Origin of the sequence: Flavobacterium enshiense, assembly GCF_040750275.1 — a bacterium.
Classification (GTDB): Bacteria; Bacteroidota; Bacteroidia; order Flavobacteriales; family Flavobacteriaceae; genus Flavobacterium; species Flavobacterium enshiense_B.
The window spans coordinates 517278-538149 of record NZ_JBDOCV010000005.1 but is presented as its reverse complement, the minus strand read 5'-3'; the positions used below and the strand labels follow the sequence as shown (position 1 = coordinate 538149).

At 39.5% G+C, this 20872-nt stretch carries 16 protein-coding genes and 1 riboswitch; of the genes, 4 read left to right on the top strand and 12 right to left on the bottom strand.

Annotated elements, in window-relative coordinates:
* Window positions 1-2: 2 nt before the first annotated feature.
* The 10 genes from ABGT15_RS11630 to ABGT15_RS11585 all read right to left on the bottom strand — a co-directional run bounded on the left by ABGT15_RS11630 (window position 3) and on the right by ABGT15_RS11585 (window position 12819).
* Window positions 3-1094 (bottom strand): acyloxyacyl hydrolase, encoded by a 1092-nt coding sequence (locus ABGT15_RS11630; RefSeq protein WP_367231594.1) that lies wholly within the window; start codon window positions 1092-1094, stop codon window positions 3-5.
* 135 nt (window positions 1095-1229) lie between these two features.
* Window positions 1230-1664 (bottom strand): hypothetical protein, encoded by a 435-nt coding sequence (locus ABGT15_RS11625; RefSeq protein WP_367231593.1) that lies wholly within the window; start codon window positions 1662-1664, stop codon window positions 1230-1232.
* Window positions 1665-1855: 191 nt separating this feature from the next.
* The gene (gene metF / locus ABGT15_RS11620) at window positions 1856-2812 is read right to left on the bottom strand and encodes a methylenetetrahydrofolate reductase [NAD(P)H] (RefSeq protein ID WP_367231592.1); all 957 of its coding nucleotides are present in this window, start codon (window positions 2810-2812) and stop codon (window positions 1856-1858) included.
* A 48-nt stretch (window positions 2813-2860) separates the two neighbouring features.
* Window positions 2861-5539 carry a methionine synthase gene (gene metH, locus ABGT15_RS11615; RefSeq protein ID WP_367231591.1) on the bottom strand — a complete coding sequence of 893 codons (2679 nt, stop codon included), beginning with the start codon at window positions 5537-5539 and terminating at the stop codon, window positions 2861-2863.
* Window positions 5539-6525 (bottom strand): homocysteine S-methyltransferase family protein, encoded by a 987-nt coding sequence (locus ABGT15_RS11610; RefSeq protein WP_367231590.1) that lies wholly within the window; start codon window positions 6523-6525, stop codon window positions 5539-5541. The genes metH and ABGT15_RS11610 overlap by 1 nt, the downstream gene beginning before the upstream one ends.
* Before the next feature lie 209 nt (window positions 6526-6734).
* Window positions 6735-6838, bottom strand: a riboswitch (SAM riboswitch).
* A gap of 121 nt (window positions 6839-6959) precedes the next feature.
* Window positions 6960-8135 (bottom strand): trans-sulfuration enzyme family protein, encoded by a 1176-nt coding sequence (locus ABGT15_RS11605; RefSeq protein WP_367231589.1) that lies wholly within the window; start codon window positions 8133-8135, stop codon window positions 6960-6962.
* A 24-nt stretch (window positions 8136-8159) separates the two neighbouring features.
* Window positions 8160-10577 carry a bifunctional aspartate kinase/homoserine dehydrogenase I gene (gene thrA, locus ABGT15_RS11600; RefSeq protein ID WP_367231588.1) on the bottom strand — a complete coding sequence of 806 codons (2418 nt, stop codon included), beginning with the start codon at window positions 10575-10577 and terminating at the stop codon, window positions 8160-8162.
* 13 nt (window positions 10578-10590) lie between these two features.
* Window positions 10591-11583, bottom strand: a complete 993-nt coding sequence (locus tag ABGT15_RS11595; protein ID WP_367231587.1) for an alpha/beta fold hydrolase — start codon at window positions 11581-11583, stop codon at window positions 10591-10593.
* 582 nt (window positions 11584-12165) lie between these two features.
* Window positions 12166-12624 carry an OsmC family protein gene (locus ABGT15_RS11590; RefSeq protein ID WP_367231586.1) on the bottom strand — a complete coding sequence of 153 codons (459 nt, stop codon included), beginning with the start codon at window positions 12622-12624 and terminating at the stop codon, window positions 12166-12168.
* Between the two features lie 18 nt (window positions 12625-12642).
* Window positions 12643-12819, bottom strand: a complete 177-nt coding sequence (locus tag ABGT15_RS11585) for a hypothetical protein (protein ID WP_367231585.1) — start codon at window positions 12817-12819, stop codon at window positions 12643-12645.
* A 759-nt stretch (window positions 12820-13578) separates the two neighbouring features.
* On the opposite strand from ABGT15_RS11585, the gene metK reads away from it, so the two are divergent.
* Entirely contained in the window at window positions 13579-14829 is a 1251-nt protein-coding gene (gene metK / locus ABGT15_RS11580; protein ID WP_367231584.1) for a methionine adenosyltransferase, read from the top strand.
* Window positions 14830-15184: 355 nt separating this feature from the next.
* Here the strand turns inward: metK and ABGT15_RS11575 are convergent, their stop codons facing one another.
* Both ABGT15_RS11575 and ABGT15_RS11570 read right to left on the bottom strand, forming a co-directional pair.
* The gene (locus ABGT15_RS11575; protein ID WP_367231583.1) at window positions 15185-17941 is read right to left on the bottom strand and encodes a carboxypeptidase regulatory-like domain-containing protein; all 2757 of its coding nucleotides are present in this window, start codon (window positions 17939-17941) and stop codon (window positions 15185-15187) included.
* Between the two features lie 31 nt (window positions 17942-17972).
* Entirely contained in the window at window positions 17973-18851 is an 879-nt protein-coding gene (locus tag ABGT15_RS11570; protein WP_367231582.1) for a GLPGLI family protein, read from the bottom strand.
* A gap of 111 nt (window positions 18852-18962) precedes the next feature.
* Here ABGT15_RS11570 and ABGT15_RS11565 point away from each other — a divergent pair, with 111 nt between their 5' ends.
* The 3 genes from ABGT15_RS11565 (at window position 18963) to ABGT15_RS11555 (ending at window position 20871) form a co-directional block, all read left to right on the top strand.
* Window positions 18963-19754 carry a hypothetical protein gene (locus tag ABGT15_RS11565; RefSeq protein ID WP_367231581.1) on the top strand — a complete coding sequence of 264 codons (792 nt, stop codon included), beginning with the start codon at window positions 18963-18965 and terminating at the stop codon, window positions 19752-19754.
* Entirely contained in the window at window positions 19754-20368 is a 615-nt protein-coding gene (locus ABGT15_RS11560; RefSeq protein ID WP_367231580.1) for a deoxynucleoside kinase, read from the top strand. Before ABGT15_RS11565 ends, ABGT15_RS11560 begins: the two co-directional genes overlap by 1 nt.
* Before the next feature lie 101 nt (window positions 20369-20469).
* Window positions 20470-20871, top strand: a complete 402-nt coding sequence (locus tag ABGT15_RS11555; RefSeq protein WP_367231579.1) for a hypothetical protein — start codon at window positions 20470-20472, stop codon at window positions 20869-20871.
* The last annotated feature ends 1 nt before the right edge of the window (window position 20872 follow it).

Sequence of the window (20872 nt, the reverse complement as noted above, 5' to 3'; positions counted from 1 at the left end):
AATTATAAACGAAGCCCTAAACTGAACTCCAAAGCTTCCGCTCTGGAAACATGGGTTTTTAAACTTACTCCCGCCGAAACATTTTTTGTCAAATAGTATTTCGCACCTAATCGCTGGTATATGCTTCCAAATTTATTAGACGGATCATATACATAATACCCAATTTGGGTATCGACAGCCAATTTATCAATAAACAACTCATGCCCCGCAAAAACGCCCACTCTTCGGTAATCGGCATTGGCGTCATAGTTCAATTCATAGTACGCAATGGCTTGATAACGAATAAATTCTTTCAGATACATCATCCAGAAAACATCAGCTCCCAATTGCAAGGCACTTTTGCGATTAATGCGTTTGTCAATATAAGCAGAGGCGACGTAAAACGGATATTGGCCGCTTTCAACCAAATCGCTTTCATTGACACCGCTTCGAAAAACCAAATTATATCGAATTGGTTCTGTAAACTTTTCCTTTTCGTGTTTGATGTAAGCTACCGAATCACTATCCGACAACTCATAATTTACCCCTAAATTAAGCGCAATGGTATTTGTACTTGTATTTGGTGATTTTAGATTAGCATTGGAATGGTGTACAAAGTTTACCCCTGCCTGAACCCCAAAACCTTTCCAGATATTCGGTTTATGATAGTTAATCAGAAAATAAGTGGATGGCATATAACGCGCACCATATGCTAAATTTCTGTAATTTGTTTCCCTGTCATATGGATTTGAATTATATGCGATACCTTGTGCTACACGAAGTTGCAAACGTCGGCTTAAAAAGTAAAAATTAAAATGACCATACAAACCGTACAGATTTCCTAATTCAGGGTTTTTATTATTCTGTGCCTGAAATGACAAGCCATAATCCGGATAATTGTACCAGGCTTCCCATTTTTTACTTCCGAATGTTTTACGGTTGAAGCTAATAATGGCTCCTTCCGGATGTCCTTTGATCAAATGCAGAATATTAGTGTGGTGCGGCAGAATACTTCCGTAGAAATAGCTTACATCAACAGTATATTGTTTCAAGTTTTTCTCTTGAGCCAACATCGAAAAGGAGAAGAAAACGAAAACGTAAGTTAAAAATCGCATTGGGGTTTTGAAAATCAGGCAAATATAACAGAATATTTATTTGTCGCTAAAGAAAAAAACTGAATAGACCCAAAAACCCGTAAAAAAAGCCCGATTCACAACTGCAAATCAGGCTTTTATATATTACTCTCATAACTATTGTGTCAGCTTAGCATATTCTTTTCTCTCAAATTTGTTCGATTTCAAAAGATAAATTCGATGCAAATCATAATACTCTGCATCGATTGAAGCATTGGCGTTTTTCAGAAAATCATTGTTCAAAATTGAACTGGCGCTAATATCATCACGCGTTGCACCGTAATTTCGTATGGCTACTTTAATAAATTTTAAAGCATTTTTTTCATCTCCGGCATTTCGAAAGCAATCCGATATTTCGAAACAAAGAATTTGAGCTGTTTCTAAGTCATCTTCCTTATCCTTAAGTGCCTTCAAAAGATATTTAACTGCATTTTGATAGTCTGCCTCCTTTTTGAATTTCAGAGCCGTTTCGTAGTTTTGAACATATTCATTAGCAAACAGGTTTGCCGAAGTAAGTACAAATATCACAACAAATAGTAGTAGTTTTTTCATAATAGTAGCTTTTGGGGTTGAACAACTATTGATTCCTCATAAAGATAATTATTTTTTAAACATATCAACACATTTTAACAAAAAAATTAAACAATACCTTAATAAAATTTATTTTTATTGCAAATAAAAACCTGAAAGCAAAAGACTTCCAGGTTTCAGTTGTGGTTAGGCTAAGTAAATACGGTGGATTATTAAAATACTTGAGAAGCGATTTGTCTAATATTCTCCGATTTCCCCATCGAATAATAATGTAAGACCGGAATGCCTGCTTGCTGCAACTCTTTACTTTGCTGGATGCACCATTCGATGCCGATTTGCGAAACCACTTCGTTATCTTTGGCTTTCACAACTTCCATGATCAAATCATCCGGCAAATCCACTTTGAAACGATGCGGAATCAGGTTCAGCTGCTTTTTGGTGGAAATCGGTTTCAGTCCCGGTATGATGGGTACAGTGATTCCGGCCGCACGACATTTATCCACAAATTCAAAGAATTTTTTATTGTCGAAAAACATTTGTGTGATGATGTAATCTGCGCCGTTTTTAATTTTCTGCTTTAAGAAATAAATATCACTGTCCAAGCTTGGCGCTTCCATATGTTTTTCCGGATAACCCGCTACACCAATGCAAAAATTGGTTTTGTTGGTATTTTGTAAATCGGCATCCAAATAAACACCGTTGTTCAGATTGTTGATTTGCGTTACCAGTTCCGAAGCATACGAATGGCCCTCTTTTTCCGGTTTAAAATAAATTTCGCTTTTCACGGCATCCCCTCGTAAGGCCACCACATTGTCAATCCCCAGGAAATCCATATCGATCAGGAAATTCTCGGTATCTTCTTTGGTAAAACCGCCACATAATATATGCGGAATGGCATCCACCTGATATTTATTCTGAATCGCCGAACAAATCCCAACCGTTCCCGGACGCTTTTTTACGATTTTTTTCTCCAGCAAACCGCTTGGTAATTCTTTAAATTCATACTCTTCCCGATGGTAAGTTACGTCGATAAAAGGCGGCTTGAATTCCATAAGCGGCTCGATGTTGTCAAAAATACACTTGATATTCTGCCCCTTTAACGGCGGTAGAATTTCAAAAGAGAATAAAGATTTCCCGTTGGCTTTTTCTATATGTTGCGTTACTTTCATTCCTAATTATAAGTTATAAATTATGAGTTATGAGTTACTTTCCAAATGCTAATCAGCAATATTCGGATTCAACCATTTCTCTGCATATTCGTAGGTACAATTTCTGCGCTGGGCATAATCGCGCACCTGATCTTCTTTTATTTTTCCAAGGCCGAAATACTTACTTTCCGGATGGCCAAAATAATAGCCCGATACCGAAGAAGCCGGCCACATCGCCATACTTTCCGTTAGTGTCACGCCTATTTTTTCTTCCACATTCAACAAACTCCAGATCGTTGGTTTTTCCAAATGATCGGGGCAAGCCGGATAACCCGGAGCCGGACGTATTCCTTTATATTCTTCTTTAATCAGTTCTTCATTGGATAAATGTTCTTCCGAAGCATAGCCCCAAATTTCCTTACGAATCTTCTCGTGTAAATATTCGGCAAAAGCCTCCGCAAAACGATCGCCCAATGCTTTCACCATGATGGAACTGTAATCGTCGTTATTATCTTCAAATTCTTTCGCCTTTTCATCCACACCAAATCCCGTCGTTACACAGAATGCACCCATGTAATCGGTTTTCTGGCTTTCTTTTGGCGCTATGAAATCGGCTAAGGCAATGTTTGGTGCGCCAACCGTTTTTTGCGATTGCTGACGAAGCGTTAAGAAGGTTTCCAACACGTTTCCGTTTTCATCGTACAATTCGACATCGTCGTCTTTCACCTGATTCGCCGGAAAGATGCCGTATATTCCTTTAGCTTCCAACCAGTTTTCGTCTAACAATTGCTGTAACATTTTTTGAGCATCAGCAAACAAAATCGTTGCTTGTTCTCCCACCACATTATCATTAAGAATTGCTGGATATTTCCCAAACAATTGCCACGACCCAAAAAACGGCGTCCAATCGATGTACGGCACCAATTCCTGCAACGGCACTTCAATGGTTTTTACTCCAATGAAATTTGGTTTTTTAGCTTCGAAATTCTCCCAATCCAATTGCAATTTATTCGCTCTGGCTTTTTCAATGGTATGATAACTTTTATCGCGCTGACGGTTTAAAAACGTTTCACGAAACGCCTCATATTCCGCACGGATGGTACTGGCGTATAGTTTTCGGTCCTTATTTAACAGATTCCCGGCTACCGTTACGGCACGCGAGGCATCGTTAACATGCACCACGGTTTGACGGTATTCCGGGGCGATTTTCACAGCCGTATGTGCACGCGAGGTTGTCGCCCCACCAATCATGATCGGAATTTGGATATCGCGTTTGTCCATTTCTTTGGCCAAATACACCATTTCATCCAAAGACGGCGTAATCAAACCGCTCAAACCGATAATATCTACATTTTCTTTAACAGCCGTTTCGATGATTTTTTCCGGCGGCACCATAACTCCTAGATCGATGATTTCGAAATTGTTGCATGCTAACACCACGGATACAATATTTTTACCGATGTCGTGTACGTCACCTTTCACAGTCGCCATCAATACTTTTCCGGCAGATGATGTTGCGCCGTCTTTTTCCGCTTCTATATAAGGTAACAGATAGGCCACGGCTTTTTTCATCACACGGGCAGATTTCACTACTTGCGGCAGGAACATTTTTCCGCTTCCGAACAAGTCACCAACTACATTCATTCCGGCCATCAGATTGATTTCGATGACTTCGATAGGTCGTGCAGCGGCTTGCCTTGCTTCTTCAACATCGGTTTCGATAAACTCATCGATTCCTTTTACCAAAGCGTGTGTAATTCTGTCCTGTAGCGAACCGCTTCGCCATTCCTGAACTGCTTTTTCATGCGACTTCACATCACCTTTATAACTTTCGGCTAATTCCAAAAGGCGCTCGGTGGCATCGTCGCGTCGGTCTAATAAAACGTCTTCTACATATTCTAATAAAGTAGGATCGATTTCATCGTACACTTCCAACATTTCCGGGTTCACGATGCCCATGGTCATCCCGTGCTTGATAGCATGATACAAAAATGCCGAATGCATCGCTTCCCGCACTTTGTCATTTCCTCGGAACGAGAACGAAACGTTACTCACCCCACCGGAAATATTAGCATACGGAAGGTTTTCACGAATCCATTTAGTAGCTAAAAAAAAGTCCAAAGCATTGCGGCGGTGTTCTTCCATACCGGTAGCTACCGGGAAAATATTCGGGTCAAAGATGATGTCTTCCGCAGGGAAGTTTATTTCGTTGACCAAGATATCGTAAGATCGCTTACAGATTTCGATACGGCGTTCATAAGTATCGGCTTGACCGACCTCATCGAAAGCCATCACGATTACTGCCGCTCCGTAGCGTTTAACCAATTTCGCATGATGCAAAAAGGCTTCTTTCCCTTCTTTTAAACTGATGGAATTCACCACACATTTCCCCTGAGCGACTTTTAAGCCTGCTTCGATGATTTCCCATTTGGAGCTATCAACCATCACAGGAACTCTTGAAATATCAGGTTCGGAAGCAATCAGGTTCAGGAATTTGGTCATCGCGAACACGCCGTCCAACATACCTTCGTCCATGTTGATGTCGATGATCTGCGCACCGCCTTCTACTTGAGCACGGGCAATATCCAGCGCTTCCTCGTATTTTTCTTCCTTGATTAAACGCAGGAACTTTCGTGAACCGGTTACATTAGTACGTTCCCCAACATTCACGAAATTGGTTTCGGGCGTAACGATTAACGGTTCTAATCCCGAAAGTTTTAAATATTTATGACAAGCTCCTTCACTCATTATGCTTCCTCCAGTACTCTTGGTTTGTAATTCGCGGCTACCTCAGCAATTAACTGAATGTGCTCCGGTGTGGTTCCGCAGCAACCGCCTATGATATTGATTAAATTATCGTCTAAGTATTCTTTGATCAGCACCTGCATTTCTTCTGCCGTTTGATCGTATTGTCCGAAAGCATTAGGCAACCCTGCATTCGGGTGTGCTGAAATATTGAACGACGTATTGTGCGCCAATCGTTTTAAATACGGTTTTAACTGATCCGCTCCTAAAGCGCAATTGAAGCCAACGCTTAACAACGGAATATGCGAAATCGAAATCAAAAATGCTTCTACGGTTTGTCCCGATAAGGTTCTGCCTGATGCATCCGTAATCGTTCCCGAAACCATGATTGGAATGTCGATGTTGCGTTCTTCTTTTACTTCTTCGATGGCAAAAAGGGCGGCTTTGGCGTTTAACGTATCAAAAATGGTTTCCACCAACAGAATATCGCTCCCCCCATCGATTAAGGCTTCCACTTGTTCTTTGTAGGCGATGCGCAATTCGTCGAAAGTGACCGCACGGAATCCCGGGTCGTTCACATCGGGACTCATGCTGGCCGTTCGGTTGGTTGGGCCGATAGAACCTGCGACAAAGCGCGGCTTATCAGTAAATTCGTCAGCTACTTCACGGGCGATTTTTGCGGATTGATAGTTTAACTCGTAGACCAGATCTTCCATGTGGTAATCCGCCATTCCGATCGTGGTTCCTGAAAACGTATTGGTTTCCACGATGTCGGCTCCAGCAGCAAAATAAGCACGGTGCACTTCTTTCACCGCTTCGGGCTGTGTTAAGGAAAGTAAATCATTATTTCCTTTTAACGGATGCTGAAAATCTTTGAAACGCTCCCCTCGAAAATCTTCTTCTTCGAATTTATAGCGTTGCAGCATGGTTCCCATCGCTCCGTCAAGAACAAGGATACGCTCCTTTATGGCTTCGTTTATTTTTGACATTTTTTTTAAGCTTTTAGCTAACAACTCACAGTCGTTAGCGTTTCCAAAAATTCCATTTGTTTGTTCTCTAGCCCCGATAGCAGCGTTTCCAATTTTCAATTGGAAGTAGCGGATAGCGGGAAAATGGATCGCAAAAAGCCCAAGCCTTTTGCTCCAAATTTTAAACTATGTTGTTATCGTGAAATCAGAGAGACACCTAAAAAAGTATCCTGTTATCTGTCCCGCCGGAGCGAGGTAGAATGTAGCACCTTCTACAAGAGTAGGGTTGCTAAGGCTTCGTCGGGTCTAGTCCCTCTGCCTTTCGTGATAACGTCAGCTTGTGTAAGAACGGTGCAAAGCTAATAATTAATTTTGAATTCGGAAATATTTTCTATTTATAGATTTAAAATCAAATTATTTTAGATTTATATTCTATAATTTACCCAATAAACAGTTTATTGTTCTAACGCTTGTTGCAAATCATTGATTACATCCTGAACGGTTTCCAAACCTACCGAAACGCGCACCAGACCATCCGTAATACTTACCGCCAAACGTTCTTCTTCCGTTAATTTGCTGTGCGTGGTCGAGGCTGGATGCGTGACAATGGTTCGGGTATCGCCAAGGTTTGCCGACAACGAACACCATTGAATTTTATCCAGAAACCTGCGCCCTGCTTCAATGCCGCCTTTGATTTCAAAGGCTACGATGTTTCCGCCCAATTTCATTTGCTTTTTGGCGATTTCGTATTGCGGATGCGATTTCAAAAACGGGTATTTTACTCGGTTCACGTTTGGGTGGTTTTCCAGAAACTCGGCGACTTTCACCGCATTTTCACAATGTCTTTCCACACGAACCGGTAACGTTTCCAAGCTTTTGGACAACACCCACGCATTGAACGGCGACAAAGCCGGACCGGTATTTCTCGAAAACAGGTAAATCTCACGAATCAAGTCAGCTCTCCCTACGGTAATGCCTCCTAAAACACGTCCTTGCCCATCGATTAATTTGGTGGCGGAATGCACGACCAAATCGGCACCGTATTGAATTGGGTTTTGCAGAAACGGTGTCGCGAAACAATTGTCGATAATCAAAATCAGGTTGTACTTCTTGGCAATCTGCCCTAACAATTCCAAATCGATAATGTCTACCGCAGGATTCGTGGGTGATTCGGCAAAAAGGATTTTCGTATTCGGCTGAATGTAGCTTTCGATGGTTTCCGGTTTGTTGATGTCGAAATAACTGGTCGAGATATTCCATTTCGGAAAATATTTTGTAAACAAAGTGTGAGTCGAACCAAACACACTGCCTACGGAAACGATATGATCTCCTGATTCCAATAATGCCGCAAATGTTGAATAGATTGCTGCCATTCCGGTGGCAAAGGCGTAACCGTCTTCCGCACCTTCCATTTTACAGATTTTCTCCACAAATTCACTGGTGTTCGGATTGGTGAAGCGGCTGTAAATGTTACGTTCTTTTTCTTCGGTGAACGAAGCGCGCATGTCTTCGGCATCTTCAAAAACGAAACTGGAGGTTAAATACAACGGCACGGAATGTTCTAAAAACTGGGTGCGCTCGGTTTGGGTTCTAATAGCTTGGGTTTCCAAGCCGAATTCTGAATTACTCATTGTTTTGTTGTTTGTTAGGGTTGATTATTTACTTTTTTCTGCCAGACGAAGAATGTCGCCAAATACGCCACGCGCGGTTACAGCGGCTCCGGCTCCGGCTCCTTGAATCACAATCGGATGTTCGCCGTAGGATTCGGTATAGATTTCAAAAATGGAATCGGAACCTTTTAATTGCCCTAACGAACTTTCCTGCGGCACGGACACCAGACTCACTTCTAGATTTGCTCCGTTTTCCACGGATAAATCACCGGACAAATCACCTACGTATCGCAAGACATGGTTTTCGGTTTGGTTGTTTTTGGTCGTTTGATAAATCGGATTTAATGCTTCCAATCGCGCAAGGAAATCACCTACACTGCCTTCACGTAAGTTTTCAGGGATTAGGTTCTGGATTTTTATTTCGGAGAATTCGTTGCTCAAGTCTAACTCGCGGGCAAGGATTAACAATTTTCGGCCGACATCGTTTCCGTTCAAATCTTCACGTGGATCGGGCTCGGTAAAACCTTTCTCGATGGCCTCTTTTAGCACGTCGCTGAAGGCTTTATCGGTAGCGGAAAAGGTATTGAACAAATAACTTAATGTCCCTGAAAAGACTCCTCGGATTCGGGTAATGTTTTCTCCAGAATGGTGCAGCAATCGAATCGTGTCAATTAATGGTAATCCGGCACCCACATTGGTTTCGTACAAATAATTTTTCTGATAAAAATTCAAATTTTCACGCAGGTTTTTGTAGAAACTGTATTCTTTGGTGTTGGCAATTTTATTCGCGGAAACCAAGTCGAAACCGTTTTTGATCAGTTCCACATAATTCGAAACAAAATCTTTACTGGCGGTCGTATCAATAGCGATCAGGTTTCCTAAATGCTGGTCTTTAACAGCAGCCAAAATATTCTCTAAGGATGATTTTTGAGTGGAATTTTCAAGCTCCGATTCCCATTGGCCGGAAACCCCTTTTGCATTGAAGACAAACTGACGCGAATTGGCAATTGCCACGATATTCAGCTCGATGCCTTTGCGCTGGATAATATTTTCACGGCTTTCTAACAACTGATTGATCAGGGTTTTTCCAACCGTTCCGTGTCCGAAGATTACCAAATTGATTTTTTTGGTAATCCCAAAAATCTCACTGTGGATAACGTTCAGTGCTTTTTTTAGCTGAGCGCGTTCCACAACCAAACTCACGTTTTTTCCGGTAACAGTATTGTTGAACAAAATCGGTACAATCTGATTACGAATTAAAGCATCATACGGTTTGTTGAAGGTGGCCAATTCCTGTCCGATGATGGAAATGACCGATACATTTTCCGTTAAATACACGCTGCTTACGTCTTTGGTGTAAAAATCCAGTTCAAATTCAGCTTCGATGGCTGCTTTGGCTTTTTGAGCATCTACGGCATTTACAATAAAACCGATGCCTCTTTCGGAAGAACCCTGTGAAATGATACTTACACTGATATTATTCTGCGCCAATACTCTGAAGATTCTTGCGTCGATTCCCGGTTTACCCAACAAACCACGGCCTTCTAAATTTACTAAGGTCACATTTTCCAAAACAGAAAGTGATTTAATACCTTTTCTTGAATTTTCGGAATTGATTAAAGTACCGTTATGCGTATGATTAAAAGTGTTCAAAATCCGAAGCGGGATTTTCTTTTCAATAAGCGGAATGATGGTTTTCGCGTGGAGTATGGTAGCGCCGAAAGTGGCTATTTCGTTAGCTTCTTCAAAAGAAAGCTGATCGATTTTTTTGGCATCCGGCACTAAATCCGGGTTGGCCGTAAAGATACCGTCTACGTGGGTGAAGCTTTGTAGTTCTTCGGCATCTAAATAATTGGCTAAAAGAGAAGCGGTGAAGTTACTGCCGTTGCGTCCTAAGGTGGTGGTTTCCCCATCGGTACTGGAAGCGATGAATCCGGTTACGATGTTTACGGTCGTTCCGTTGTTGGTGGCAAAATGGTTCTGAACGTTCTTTCGGGAAATCACATCGACCGGTTGCGCATTCCCGAACTTGGCATCGGTTTTAATCAGTTGGCGGGTATCGGAAAAATTAGCGTTGATTCCTTTTTCCTTCAAGGCTTGGGTAACCACTTTCCCGGAAATCACCTCGCCTTGGGCTAGCACATTGTCTTTGATCTTTTTGCTGTAATCCCCTAAAAGCGCCACGCCTTCAAAAAGTTTCTCTAACAAAGTGAATTCTGAAGTTAGATCGGCTGCGGAATTACTCTTTTGATAGTTCTTGAATTGTTCCAGCTGAATCTGATAGACTTCGTTTTTCTTGGCTTTTTCAAGAATTTCTTCCAGTTCGTCAGTGGCATTTCCGATGGCGGAGACCACTACTGCAAACTTTTCCTGTTGTTTGACCTTGTCTAAAATAATGTTGATGGCTTTGTCGAACCCGCCGTTGTAGGCTAAGGATTTCCCTCCGAATTTTAAAATTTTCATAGTTGTATTGTTTTTAGTTTAGTTTTATTTTTTTTGCTGTAAAGGTGTTTTTCAGTATAGCATTGAGCTGTTCGAACTCGATTAGAAAAGCGTCGTGCCCGTGTAACGATTGGATTTCATGATAGAAAACACTTTGATTTACACGCTTCATGATTTCATAAGTTTCGCGGTTTTCATCAGCCGTGAAGAAATAATCGGAATCAACGGCTATCAAATGAATATTGGTTGTGGTTTGTTTGGCAAAGTTGAGAAACTGACCACAATTCGTACTTTCGCCTATGGTTTTCAAAAGATGGTTCATCAGTTTGTACGCTTCCAAGGCAAAGCGATTTTCCAGCTTTTGACCGTGGTGTAACAGCCAACTTTCAATCTGATACAATTCCTTATTTTCCTGCTTGCTTCGGTTGAATTTCGCTTTCAAGGATTGCGGCGTTCGGTACAATAACATCGCATGCAATCGGGCAGCATGTACCGGATTTTCAGAATTATTCAAAATTTCATCCTGAACCAACACATTGGCAATCAACCAATTCGAAGCTTTCCAGTCTGAGGCTACCGGAATCAGGTTTTCAATATCATTGGGTTTCAGAAACGCCATTTCCCAGGCAATACCACCGCCTAAACTTCCGCCAATCACGGCAAACAGCTCATGAACTCCTAAAAACTGTAAACCCTCCCAAAAAAGCAGGGCTATGTCTTTGGCGGTAAACTCTTTGTAATTTTCAATCAGGTTTTCTGCAATTCCGTCAAAACCGTTACCCGGAACATTAAAGGCGATTACCGTATAAAAATCAGTATCGATGGTTTTTTCGGTTCCGATTAAAGCGTTCCACCAGCCGTTTTCCCCAATTACCTGTGAATTTCCGGTCAAGGCATGGTTCACCAAAACCACCGGGGCTATCCCGATTGGCTGACCAAACGTTTGATAATACAACGGTAACCAGCGTTTGTATACACCGTTTTGCAGAGTAAAATCAAAAATATCTATCTTTTGTAGTGTGCTCATTTTACTTTTTTTTAGAAAACAACCTGATTATCAAATTGTTTTACTTTATTTTTTTATGGTTTTGATCTAAAAAAATCCTTTTGGAAAGGCTACCAAAAGGATTTTTACAGTTTGAACTATAACCGGAGATTAACTCCTTCGCTTTTGGCTACAACAATAAGGGGGCATTGGGCACATATGCATGTGCATCATTCTTTCTCCGTCCATCATTTTCATTGTTGTAATTTTCATCGTGTTTATATTTCAGTTGTAAAGTATATTCCCAGTAGGATACGTTATTCAATAAAAAAACCTCTGTGGTAGGCAGAGGTTTTTGACAGTATTCGTTCGAATTAAGCAAAAAACATCCGCTGCGGAAATCCGCACATCATACCCATCATAAATTGCTTAATTGTATTCATTGTTATTTTAATTTCGTTGCAAATTTAGATTTTTATTCTGTTTAAAAAAATAAATTGGATATTTTTTCTAAAAAATTACTAAAAAATCTATTTTATTAGAATATTTTTCTTTTTTAAAACCGCCCCCGAACTTTATTGGCAGACGTACCGGAGGCGGTTTAACAAACAAAACAACTTATCGTCAGGCAGCGTCATGCTGCTTGTATTCTTTTAAAATGGTTAGTAATACCGGCGTCGAATTGATCAGGTTATCTCGAAGCGGACATCTTTCCTTCACTTCGTCAATCCATTGTTTTAACAAGGCTAACGGTGCATCGGAAGTAGGTTTTACAATTACTTCGATTTTTCTGAAACCGGCTCTGGAACGCGTTGGAAGACCTTCTGCCTTCTTAGTTTCCAATTCCCCAACAATTTCAACCTGAACGGATTGTAGTTCGATACCCAATTCTTCGGCAACGATCAAACCAACGGCGTTGATACTTCCTGCAAATCCGGCGAGTAGATAATCCGTAGGGCTTGGCACTTTTGAGGAACCTACCGAAATGGCATTGTTGATGGTTAAACTTGAACCGTTCGCATTCACAGAAAATTGGTTATTACTGTTTGAAATTCCGGTTACTGTAACTGATTTATTGCTCATAATTACTGTTTTTAAGGGTTAAATAAAAAGGAATTCGTTTTCTTCGGAGTTGATTTCCAAAAGCAACAATTCCGCTGCAGGGATTTCATTTTCGCCGCTTAATTCCAGAAGGTTTTCGTTTAATTTTCTTTCCGCATTTTCGATGAGCGAAACGATGGTTTGTATTTTTCTGATTTTATTTTTTAATGCTGTCATGATTTTTATTTTTTATTTGATTGAAATTGATTTGAAACGCCCACTAATATTTTTTTTCCGACTTTATAAGGCGTTCTTGACGACCTTAGGCAAATAATATCTTTTCGGAAAAAATAAAAAAGTCCTTTCGGATTCGTTACCAAAAGGACTTTTACAGCTTGAACTATAACTTGAGATTAACTCTTCCGCTTTCGGCAACAATAATGGGACATGTGGTGCATATAATTACACTTCACACGTTTGATAAACTTAATATTACTAATTGATGTATTCATTTTATTCTTTTATTTCTCTTATAGAATTTTCAAAAAAAAAGCCCCTGCGGTGTGCAGAGGCTCTAATTGTATATTTTAAATTTGACTTTTCAATTTAAACAATAGCACACTCTGCGGACGATTTCCACTTAAAATTGCACATATATCGTTTAATTGAATTCATTTTTTCTTTCTGTTTTGATGTTGCAAAATTGAGCACTAATTTTTAATCTACCAAACAAAAAAACAAATTTTAACATTTCTAATTGCTAAATATATATTTAAATACTATGTATTTACTTTTTCATTGCGAATTCTTAAAATTCAAAAAAAAGTTAAGATTGGTTTGGAATTTAAATTTCTTTCATACATTTGCACCTGAAAATCAAGAGGAAAAATTTGAACTGATTGCAACCTCAATAAAAAATGCTAAAGCAGTAACACTACTCCTTTAGGCAATCCCTGCAATTATTTTTCCTCGCTTAAATTTTAAAACAATTTAATTATGGCTTATTTATTTACGTCAGAATCAGTGAGTGAAGGACATCCGGACAAAGTGGCGGATCAGATTTCAGATGCATTAATCGACAACTTTTTGGCTTTCGACGCCGACTCTAAAGTAGCATGTGAAACTTTGGTAACAACAGGGCAGGTGATTCTTGCCGGTGAGGTAAAATCCAAAACGTATTTAGATGTTCAGCAAATTGCTCGTGATGTAATCAAAAAAATCGGTTACACTAAAAGCGAATATATGTTCGAGGCCAACTCTTGCGGGGTTTTATCGGCTATTCACGAACAATCTCAGGATATCAACCAAGGGGTAGACCGTGCCAGCAAAGAAGAGCAAGGTGCCGGCGACCAGGGAATGATGTTCGGTTACGCCACCAACGAAACGGCGGATTTCATGCCTTTAGCTTTGGATTTATCGCACAAATTGTTACAGGAATTAGCAGAATTAAGAAGAGAAAGTGCTGCGATTACCTATTTACGCCCAGATGCTAAATCGCAGGTAACACTAGAGTATGATAACAACAACAAACCAACGCGCATTGATGCGATTGTAATCTCTACGCAGCACGATGATTTCGCTGACGAACCAACTATGTTGGCAAAAATCAAGAAAGACATTATCGAGATTTTGATTCCGAGAATCATTGCGAAATACCCACAGTATGCACATTTATTCAACGATAAAATTCAGTACCACATCAACCCAACCGGAAAATTCGTAATCGGTGGCCCTCACGGGGATACTGGATTAACCGGAAGAAAAATTATCGTGGATACTTACGGTGGGAAAGGCGCTCACGGTGGTGGTGCTTTCTCCGGAAAAGACCCTTCAAAAGTAGACCGTTCTGCGGCGTATGCAACACGTCACATTGCTAAAAACTTAGTAGCGGCAGGTATTGCAGAAGAAATCTTAGTACAGGTTTCCTATGCGATTGGTGTAGCAAAACCAATGGGTATTTACATCAATACGTACGGTACTTCTAAAGTAAGTTTAACGGATGGCGAAATCGCTAAAAAAGTAGAAGGCATTTTCGATATGCGTCCTTACTTCATCGAACAACGTTTGAAATTAAGAAACCCTATCTACAGCGAAACAGCTGCTTACGGACACATGGGGCGTAAACCGGAAACCGTAACCAAAACTTTCAAATCGCCAAGCGGTGAAGAAAAAACAGTTACTGTAGAATTGTTTACTTGGGAAAAACTAGATTATGTTGATCAAGTGAAAGCGGCTTTCGGGTTGTAGTCCTTTTTCAATTTTCCGATAAAATAAAAAACCATCCAAATTGGATGGTTTTTTTATTTTTAAATTCTATATAACTCAAATAAAAACATTGCTATAGACACGAGTATAAAACCGAATGCGATATAATACTTTTTAAGTGACTGACCTTCATTTCTGTCACGGATGAATTTCCGAACAAACAATACCGACATTAAAATCAATAAAGGAATGAGTATCATTAGCTTTAACTCGTCAGCCTTAATCACTAGGGAAAACAATGGCATTGAAAACAGCAAGCCTAATCCTAATGTTTTTAGTATCTTTTCTTCTGTGTCTATTGAAATCATACTGCTAAAAATTGATCTAAATTTCAGAATTACAAGGCATACTTTAAGCTCAAAATCAAATATCTCGGCTGTACGATATAACTTGAAAAACTACTGATTCCACCCAACTGACTAAAACTGCTGTTATTCAATGAACCGGTATTCAGTAAGTTGGTTCCGGATACTTTCCATTCCCATTTGCTGTCTTTTTTCTGGTACATTAACGCTGCCGTTAAGAAATCATATTCGTTGTTAATCGTTTTTGCTTTGTTTCGGTTGTGGTAGAACGTATATTCCGAGGTAAACGAAAAGGTATCCCAGAAATAATATTCCAACGTAACGGATGGCGCATCCACATAATAAGTATCACTCGAAAAATCATTAATGGTAAAATTATACGCCAATTCGATGTTTGGAATTTTTTTGTAATTCGTAGAGAATTTCACATTGTAACTTTGGGTAAATGATTCTGTATTCTGAATCTCTGTCGGATTATTATCCGGATCGGAATCGCTATCCTCATACACACGTAAGTTATTGAACTTACTCCAGTTCAAGCTTGCTCCCACCGAACCTTTGTAATAACGCATAAAAGAACGCCCGTAATTTCCGCTTCCGGAAAACGTTTCATCGGCAAACGCAGAATCCATATTCACCGAAGTTGATTCCTGATTGATCCCCGTCAACAAAGCCTTGCTCTTAATCCCGTCCGTCTGTTTGGTATAGGTAAGATTCCCTACAATGTTCTCCTGATTAAACATGTTAAACCTGAAATAACGCAACGAATGTACTTGAGACAGCGAGTTTTCCAACATTCGGTTTCCGCTGAACAAGCTGTTGTAATTCGAGAAAACATAGCCTTCCGCCAATTTATTGATATCGGTAAAATTGTTAACCATCGTAAAATTATACGATAAGGTTTCCGTTTTTTTCAACTGCCACAAAGCGTAAAAATCAGGTAAAAAGCGGTTGAAAGCGTTTTTATTGGAAGTCCCTAACTGCTCATCATTCGTTTGGTAATTGTGTACGGTAAAACCGGGATTGAAGGTAAATTTCCCTTTAATAAACTTATAATGCAATCCTAAAAATGCATCGTTGAAAGCGTAATTCACCTCATTGTTGTTTTGCGATGCATTCAGATCGTTTTGCGTTCCGTTATCCAGCATCTGGAAAATATGGGAATTGAAATTCTGATACGAATACGTGTTTCCTAACGTCAAATTGATGTTGCTTTTTGGCGTTACCATATAATAGTAATCAAATTTTCCGTCCACCTTATTGGTTTTTACAAAACGATTTTGACTTACATCATTTCGGGTCTGCCCTATTTGATATTCCAAGCCCAAATTAAAAGGCTGGATTTTTAAATTCGCATTATAAAAAGGATCTTCGTCCTGATACAAATGCTGCATCTCGAAACCAAAAACATGTTTCTCGTTCAAGGTGTAATAATAATTCAGATTCTGATTGAACGAAAACGGATTTTGCTTCTTTTTCGAATAAACATCATTGAAAGCCGTTACCGTTGTGGAGCCATTTGTCACTTCCGAATTCGATAACAAAGCAGTCAACTCATCTTGCTTCGAAAATTTTGCCAAAGCATCGTAATCGAAATGCACTTTTTCAGAAGGAACGTAACTGGAACTTAATTTAAAAAGTCCCAAACGGCTTTCCTGTGTCGTGGTGCTGGTTTCATCATTAGTGGTCACTACTCCGTTTCGATCAACGCGTGTAGATTTGGAATTCGTCTGCAAATCGGTCTGACTCCCCATCATGATTCCAAAACCACTGATACTCCACGCTTTAGACGGGTTGTAACTAAAATTAGCCGCACCAAACTTGGTATCAATTTCCTTCGCTTGATTGTTTCGCAATCCCATGATTCCCAAATCGTTGGACACCACGTTAAAACTCGTTCCCGCGCGTCGCATCATGTTTTTGAAGCCTCCGGTGAATTTGAAATAATCCTGCATGGTTAGCGGTAATTCTCCAATATTGTTAAAATTTCCGATGGCGTTCAAGCTGTATTTTGGATTGTAGTAAAACAGTTTCGGATTCGCTAAATAACGATCTTCTTTATGACCAACACCAATTCCGGCGGTCATGTCCCCAAACCAGAAATTTTTCTTTCCTTCTTTTAGTTTGATGTTCAGCGCTACGCTTTCTTCATTGTTTTCCAATCCCTTAAGATTGGTTACTTCGTTATAGTTACGCAACACCTGGATTTTATCCAAAGCATCGGCTGGGATATTTTTGGTAGCTAATTTGGTATCGCCATCGAAGAAATCTTTCCCTTCCACCATTACTTTCTGGACGGTTTTCCCTTCTACCTGAATTTCACCATCTTTGTTTACTTCAACGCCCGGCAGCTTTTTCAGGACATCTTCCAGTTTGCGCTCCGTACCATTTCGAAAAGAATCTGAATTGTAAATAATGGTGTCCCCGCTGATAGAAACCGGCATTTCTTTTACAATTTCGATTTCATTCAACATGGTTCCTTCTTTCAGGACAATATTTTTGACAATTGGTTCCGTTCCCGTTTTAATAGTAGTTGCATAAGGCTGAAATCCGACATAACTTACTTTAACATCATAGGTAGTATTTGGATTCAGTAAAATCTGAAAACGGCCTTTATCATTGGTAATGGAATAACCGTCCATCGCTTTTGTCGCCTGATTTACTGCCATAATGTTAGCCATTTCAAGCGCTAAGCCGGCAGTATCCTTAATGGTTCCTTCAAATTTTACGTTTTGGGAAAAGGAAATTGTTGTGACGAAAAACAACACAACAAGACATAATTTTTTCATGGGGATTCTTTCTCTGATTGATTACTTTAAATTAACGCCCCATTCTCATATGCATACCCCCTCTGCCACCTTGCGACTGGAATTGCTCACGCATTTCTTCCATTTTCTTGGTTACGATTTCATCGTATTCCTTTTGCTTCACTTGTTTTCCGTTTTTAGGAGCTTTGATTTCAACTTTATCTTTGGTGTTCATCACTAATTTGGAACACATGATTATCGTTTTTCCGTCGTTTACTTCCAAAATAAGTCCAGGCAAACCCCAATATCCTTCAGGTCCCTGATTGATTGGCACTTCCGGCGTATACCAAGCGATGATAGTGATTTCTTTCGGCATTTCATAATCGTCCATAAAATTGGTAGACTGTTTCTTTTCCTCGCCTTCTTTTTTCTTCTTCTCGCGGTAATTTCGCATATCGGAAGCATCTACAGGTTTAACTGCCGTTGCTTTAAAACAATTGTAATCACCAATTTTTTTGGTCTCGCTTTCCAGTTTCCAATTTAGTTTCGACAAAGAATCTACCACTAAAAACTCTTTCCCCATGAATTCTTTATCAACAGTATAACTTTTCTCTTTTACGTTTTTATAATAGGTTCCGCCGCCGCCCATCATGGAGCCCATCATACGGAAACCTCCGCCACCTTGTCCTGGCGTTTCCAGCTTTTCTTCTTCTTTATAAATAGAAGATGTCTTGTCGAAATTCAGGATAAACGTTTTCTCAAACATTTTCTTCATTCGCTCTTCAATCATTTTACGCATTTCAGGTGTAATATCTTTGTTTCCGTCCATACGCGATTTAAAATCGGCAGTACTGGTTTTAGATTCGTATACTGCCATACCCTGAAAATCCTGGGCAAACGATAGTAAAGAAGTAGCAACAAGCGCTATAAAAGTTAAAACTGTTTTTTTCATATTGAGTATCAGATTTTTCTAAGTATAATAAGACGATTAAAACTAATTTTTGTTACAAAATAATGATTAGACTTACAATTTTATAAAAGGTTTATTTGTAATTTGGCTTTTATGCGAAATTTTGTCATTTATCTTATCCTTTTCTTATTTTTTTCAAACCATAGTCATAGCCAAATCAATGGTTTAAAGTTAATTGGCAACGAAAAACTAAATTCCGGATTTTTTATCGGGCGTGATACCTACGGCGCTGTTTATTCCATCCAGAATAATGAATTTCGAAAACAAGACACGCAGCAGCAGGCAAATTATAAAAACATCACCCTTGGAAATCTTCACGAAGTCGATTTACAAAACCCACTTCAAATTGTTTTATTCTACAAAGAAATGAATTCCGTAGTGCTTTTAGACCGTCAACTGAATGAAACCTATCGTTTCAATTTCTCGGAAACCAATCCGGAACTGCTACCGCAACAGGTTCGTTTGGCGTCTCAAAACCGTCTTTGGATTTTTGATTTGACTTCGCAGAAATTAGGTTTGTACGATTATCAGAAGAAAGTATTCCGTCCTATTACAGTGGCTTTTGAGCACCCGATTGTTTATGCCCAATCCGATTACAATTATTTTTACTGGATGGACAACAAGTACGATTTATTTGTTTCCAACCTATTTGGAAAAATCAACTATCTGGGGAAAGTGCCGGAGCACGATGCACTTCAAATTGTTTCTTCCAAGGAAATTCTGTTAAAAAAGGGAAACGTTCTAAGTCTTTTTAATCTTGAAAAAGAAACTTCGCAAATCATTCCTGTTAAAGAAAAAAGCTTTAAAAATTTTTATTACAGCGAACAAAATTTATCTATTTTTACCGACAACGAAATCAGAACATACAAAATAACATTACCGTAATGCACATAGCGATCGCAGGAAATATTGGAGCAGGAAAAACGACACTTACCCGACTTTTGGCAAAACATTTCAAATGGGAACCACATTTTGAAGATGTGGTAGACAATCCTTATTTGGATGATTTTTACCATTCCATGGATCGCTGGTCGTTCAATTTGCAGATTTACTTTTTGAATAGCCGTTTCCGTCAGGTGCTACAGATTCGCGAAAGCGGTAAGAAAATCATTCAGGATCGAACAATTTATGAAGATGCCCATATTTTCGCCCCTAACTTGCACGCGATGGGCTTAATGAGCAACCGCGATTTCGAAAATTATGCTTCGTTGTTTGAATTAATGGAAAATTTGGTTGGCGCACCGGATTTGCTGATCTATTTAAGAAGTTCCATCCCGAATTTGGTAGGACAAATTCACAAGCGTGGCCGCGAATATGAGAACACCATTTCCATCGATTATTTAAGCCGATTGAACGAACGCTACGAGGCCTGGATTCAAACCTACAACAAAGGAAAACTATTGATTATCGACGTAGACAATATCGATTTCGTAAACAAACCGGAAGATTTAGGAAACGTAATCAACCGTATTGATGCCGAAATAAACGGATTATTTTAAAAACCTCAACTCCCGATTTACGTCGGGATTTTTTGTAACTTTATATAGCCCTCAGCAACTACTGACGCTCATTTTTGTTCAATTTTATAAAAACAAAAGCCATGAGTAATCATTGCATAGAAAAAACAGGAACCAGCATCTTTTTAACATTGCTTATATTGCTTCAAAGCTGTACGGTATACCAGAGAACGCCTATTAGTATAGACGAAGCCGTGGCTTATAATCGAAGTGTTAAAGTAATTACTGTAACCGATCGGAAATTAAAATTCAAACGCATTGAAAAAACCGATTCCGTCTATTATGGCCTTCAAAAAAGTGGCGGCAAAATTCAGAAAATAGCCTTGAATCCTAACAACATTAAAGCCATAAAAAAACCTGACAGAGTAACTTCGACATTAATAACTACAACGTCAATCACTGCTTCTGTACTTTTTTTAACGTACCTGCTTTTACAAGATTCCTTCAGATGGGATACCGATTCAGAATCCAGTTATTCATATTGAC

Bases quoted from the DNA above. Each gene is read 5' to 3' on its own strand.
- ABGT15_RS11585 (WP_367231585.1), bottom strand. From the start codon at position 12,819: ATGACAGCATTAAAAAATAAAATCAGAAAAATACAAACCATCGTTTCG.
- ABGT15_RS11560 (WP_367231580.1), top strand. From the start codon at position 19,754: ATGCACATAGCGATCGCAGGAAATATTGGAGCAGGAAAAACGACACTT.
- ABGT15_RS11625 (WP_367231593.1), bottom strand. From the start codon at position 1,664: ATGAAAAAACTACTACTATTTGTTGTGATATTTGTACTTACTTCGGCA.
- ABGT15_RS11555 (WP_367231579.1), top strand. From the start codon at position 20,470: ATGAGTAATCATTGCATAGAAAAAACAGGAACCAGCATCTTTTTAACA.
- metK (WP_367231584.1), top strand. From the start codon at position 13,579: ATGGCTTATTTATTTACGTCAGAATCAGTGAGTGAAGGACATCCGGAC.
- metF (WP_367231592.1), bottom strand. From the start codon at position 2,812: ATGAAAGTAACGCAACATATAGAAAAAGCCAACGGGAAATCTTTATTC.
- ABGT15_RS11565 (WP_367231581.1), top strand. From the start codon at position 18,963: ATGCGAAATTTTGTCATTTATCTTATCCTTTTCTTATTTTTTTCAAAC.
- thrA (WP_367231588.1), bottom strand. From the start codon at position 10,577: ATGAAAATTTTAAAATTCGGAGGGAAATCCTTAGCCTACAACGGCGGG.
- ABGT15_RS11610 (WP_367231590.1), bottom strand. From the start codon at position 6,525: ATGTCAAAAATAAACGAAGCCATAAAGGAGCGTATCCTTGTTCTTGAC.
- ABGT15_RS11605 (WP_367231589.1), bottom strand. From the start codon at position 8,135: ATGAGTAATTCAGAATTCGGCTTGGAAACCCAAGCTATTAGAACCCAA.
- ABGT15_RS11630 (WP_367231594.1), bottom strand. From the start codon at position 1,094: ATGCGATTTTTAACTTACGTTTTCGTTTTCTTCTCCTTTTCGATGTTG.
- ABGT15_RS11595 (WP_367231587.1), bottom strand. From the start codon at position 11,583: ATGAGCACACTACAAAAGATAGATATTTTTGATTTTACTCTGCAAAAC.
- ABGT15_RS11570 (WP_367231582.1), bottom strand. From the start codon at position 18,851: ATGAAAAAAACAGTTTTAACTTTTATAGCGCTTGTTGCTACTTCTTTA.
- metH (WP_367231591.1), bottom strand. From the start codon at position 5,539: ATGAGTGAAGGAGCTTGTCATAAATATTTAAAACTTTCGGGATTAGAA.
- ABGT15_RS11590 (WP_367231586.1), bottom strand. From the start codon at position 12,624: ATGAGCAATAAATCAGTTACAGTAACCGGAATTTCAAACAGTAATAAC.
- ABGT15_RS11575 (WP_367231583.1), bottom strand. From the start codon at position 17,941: ATGAAAAAATTATGTCTTGTTGTGTTGTTTTTCGTCACAACAATTTCC.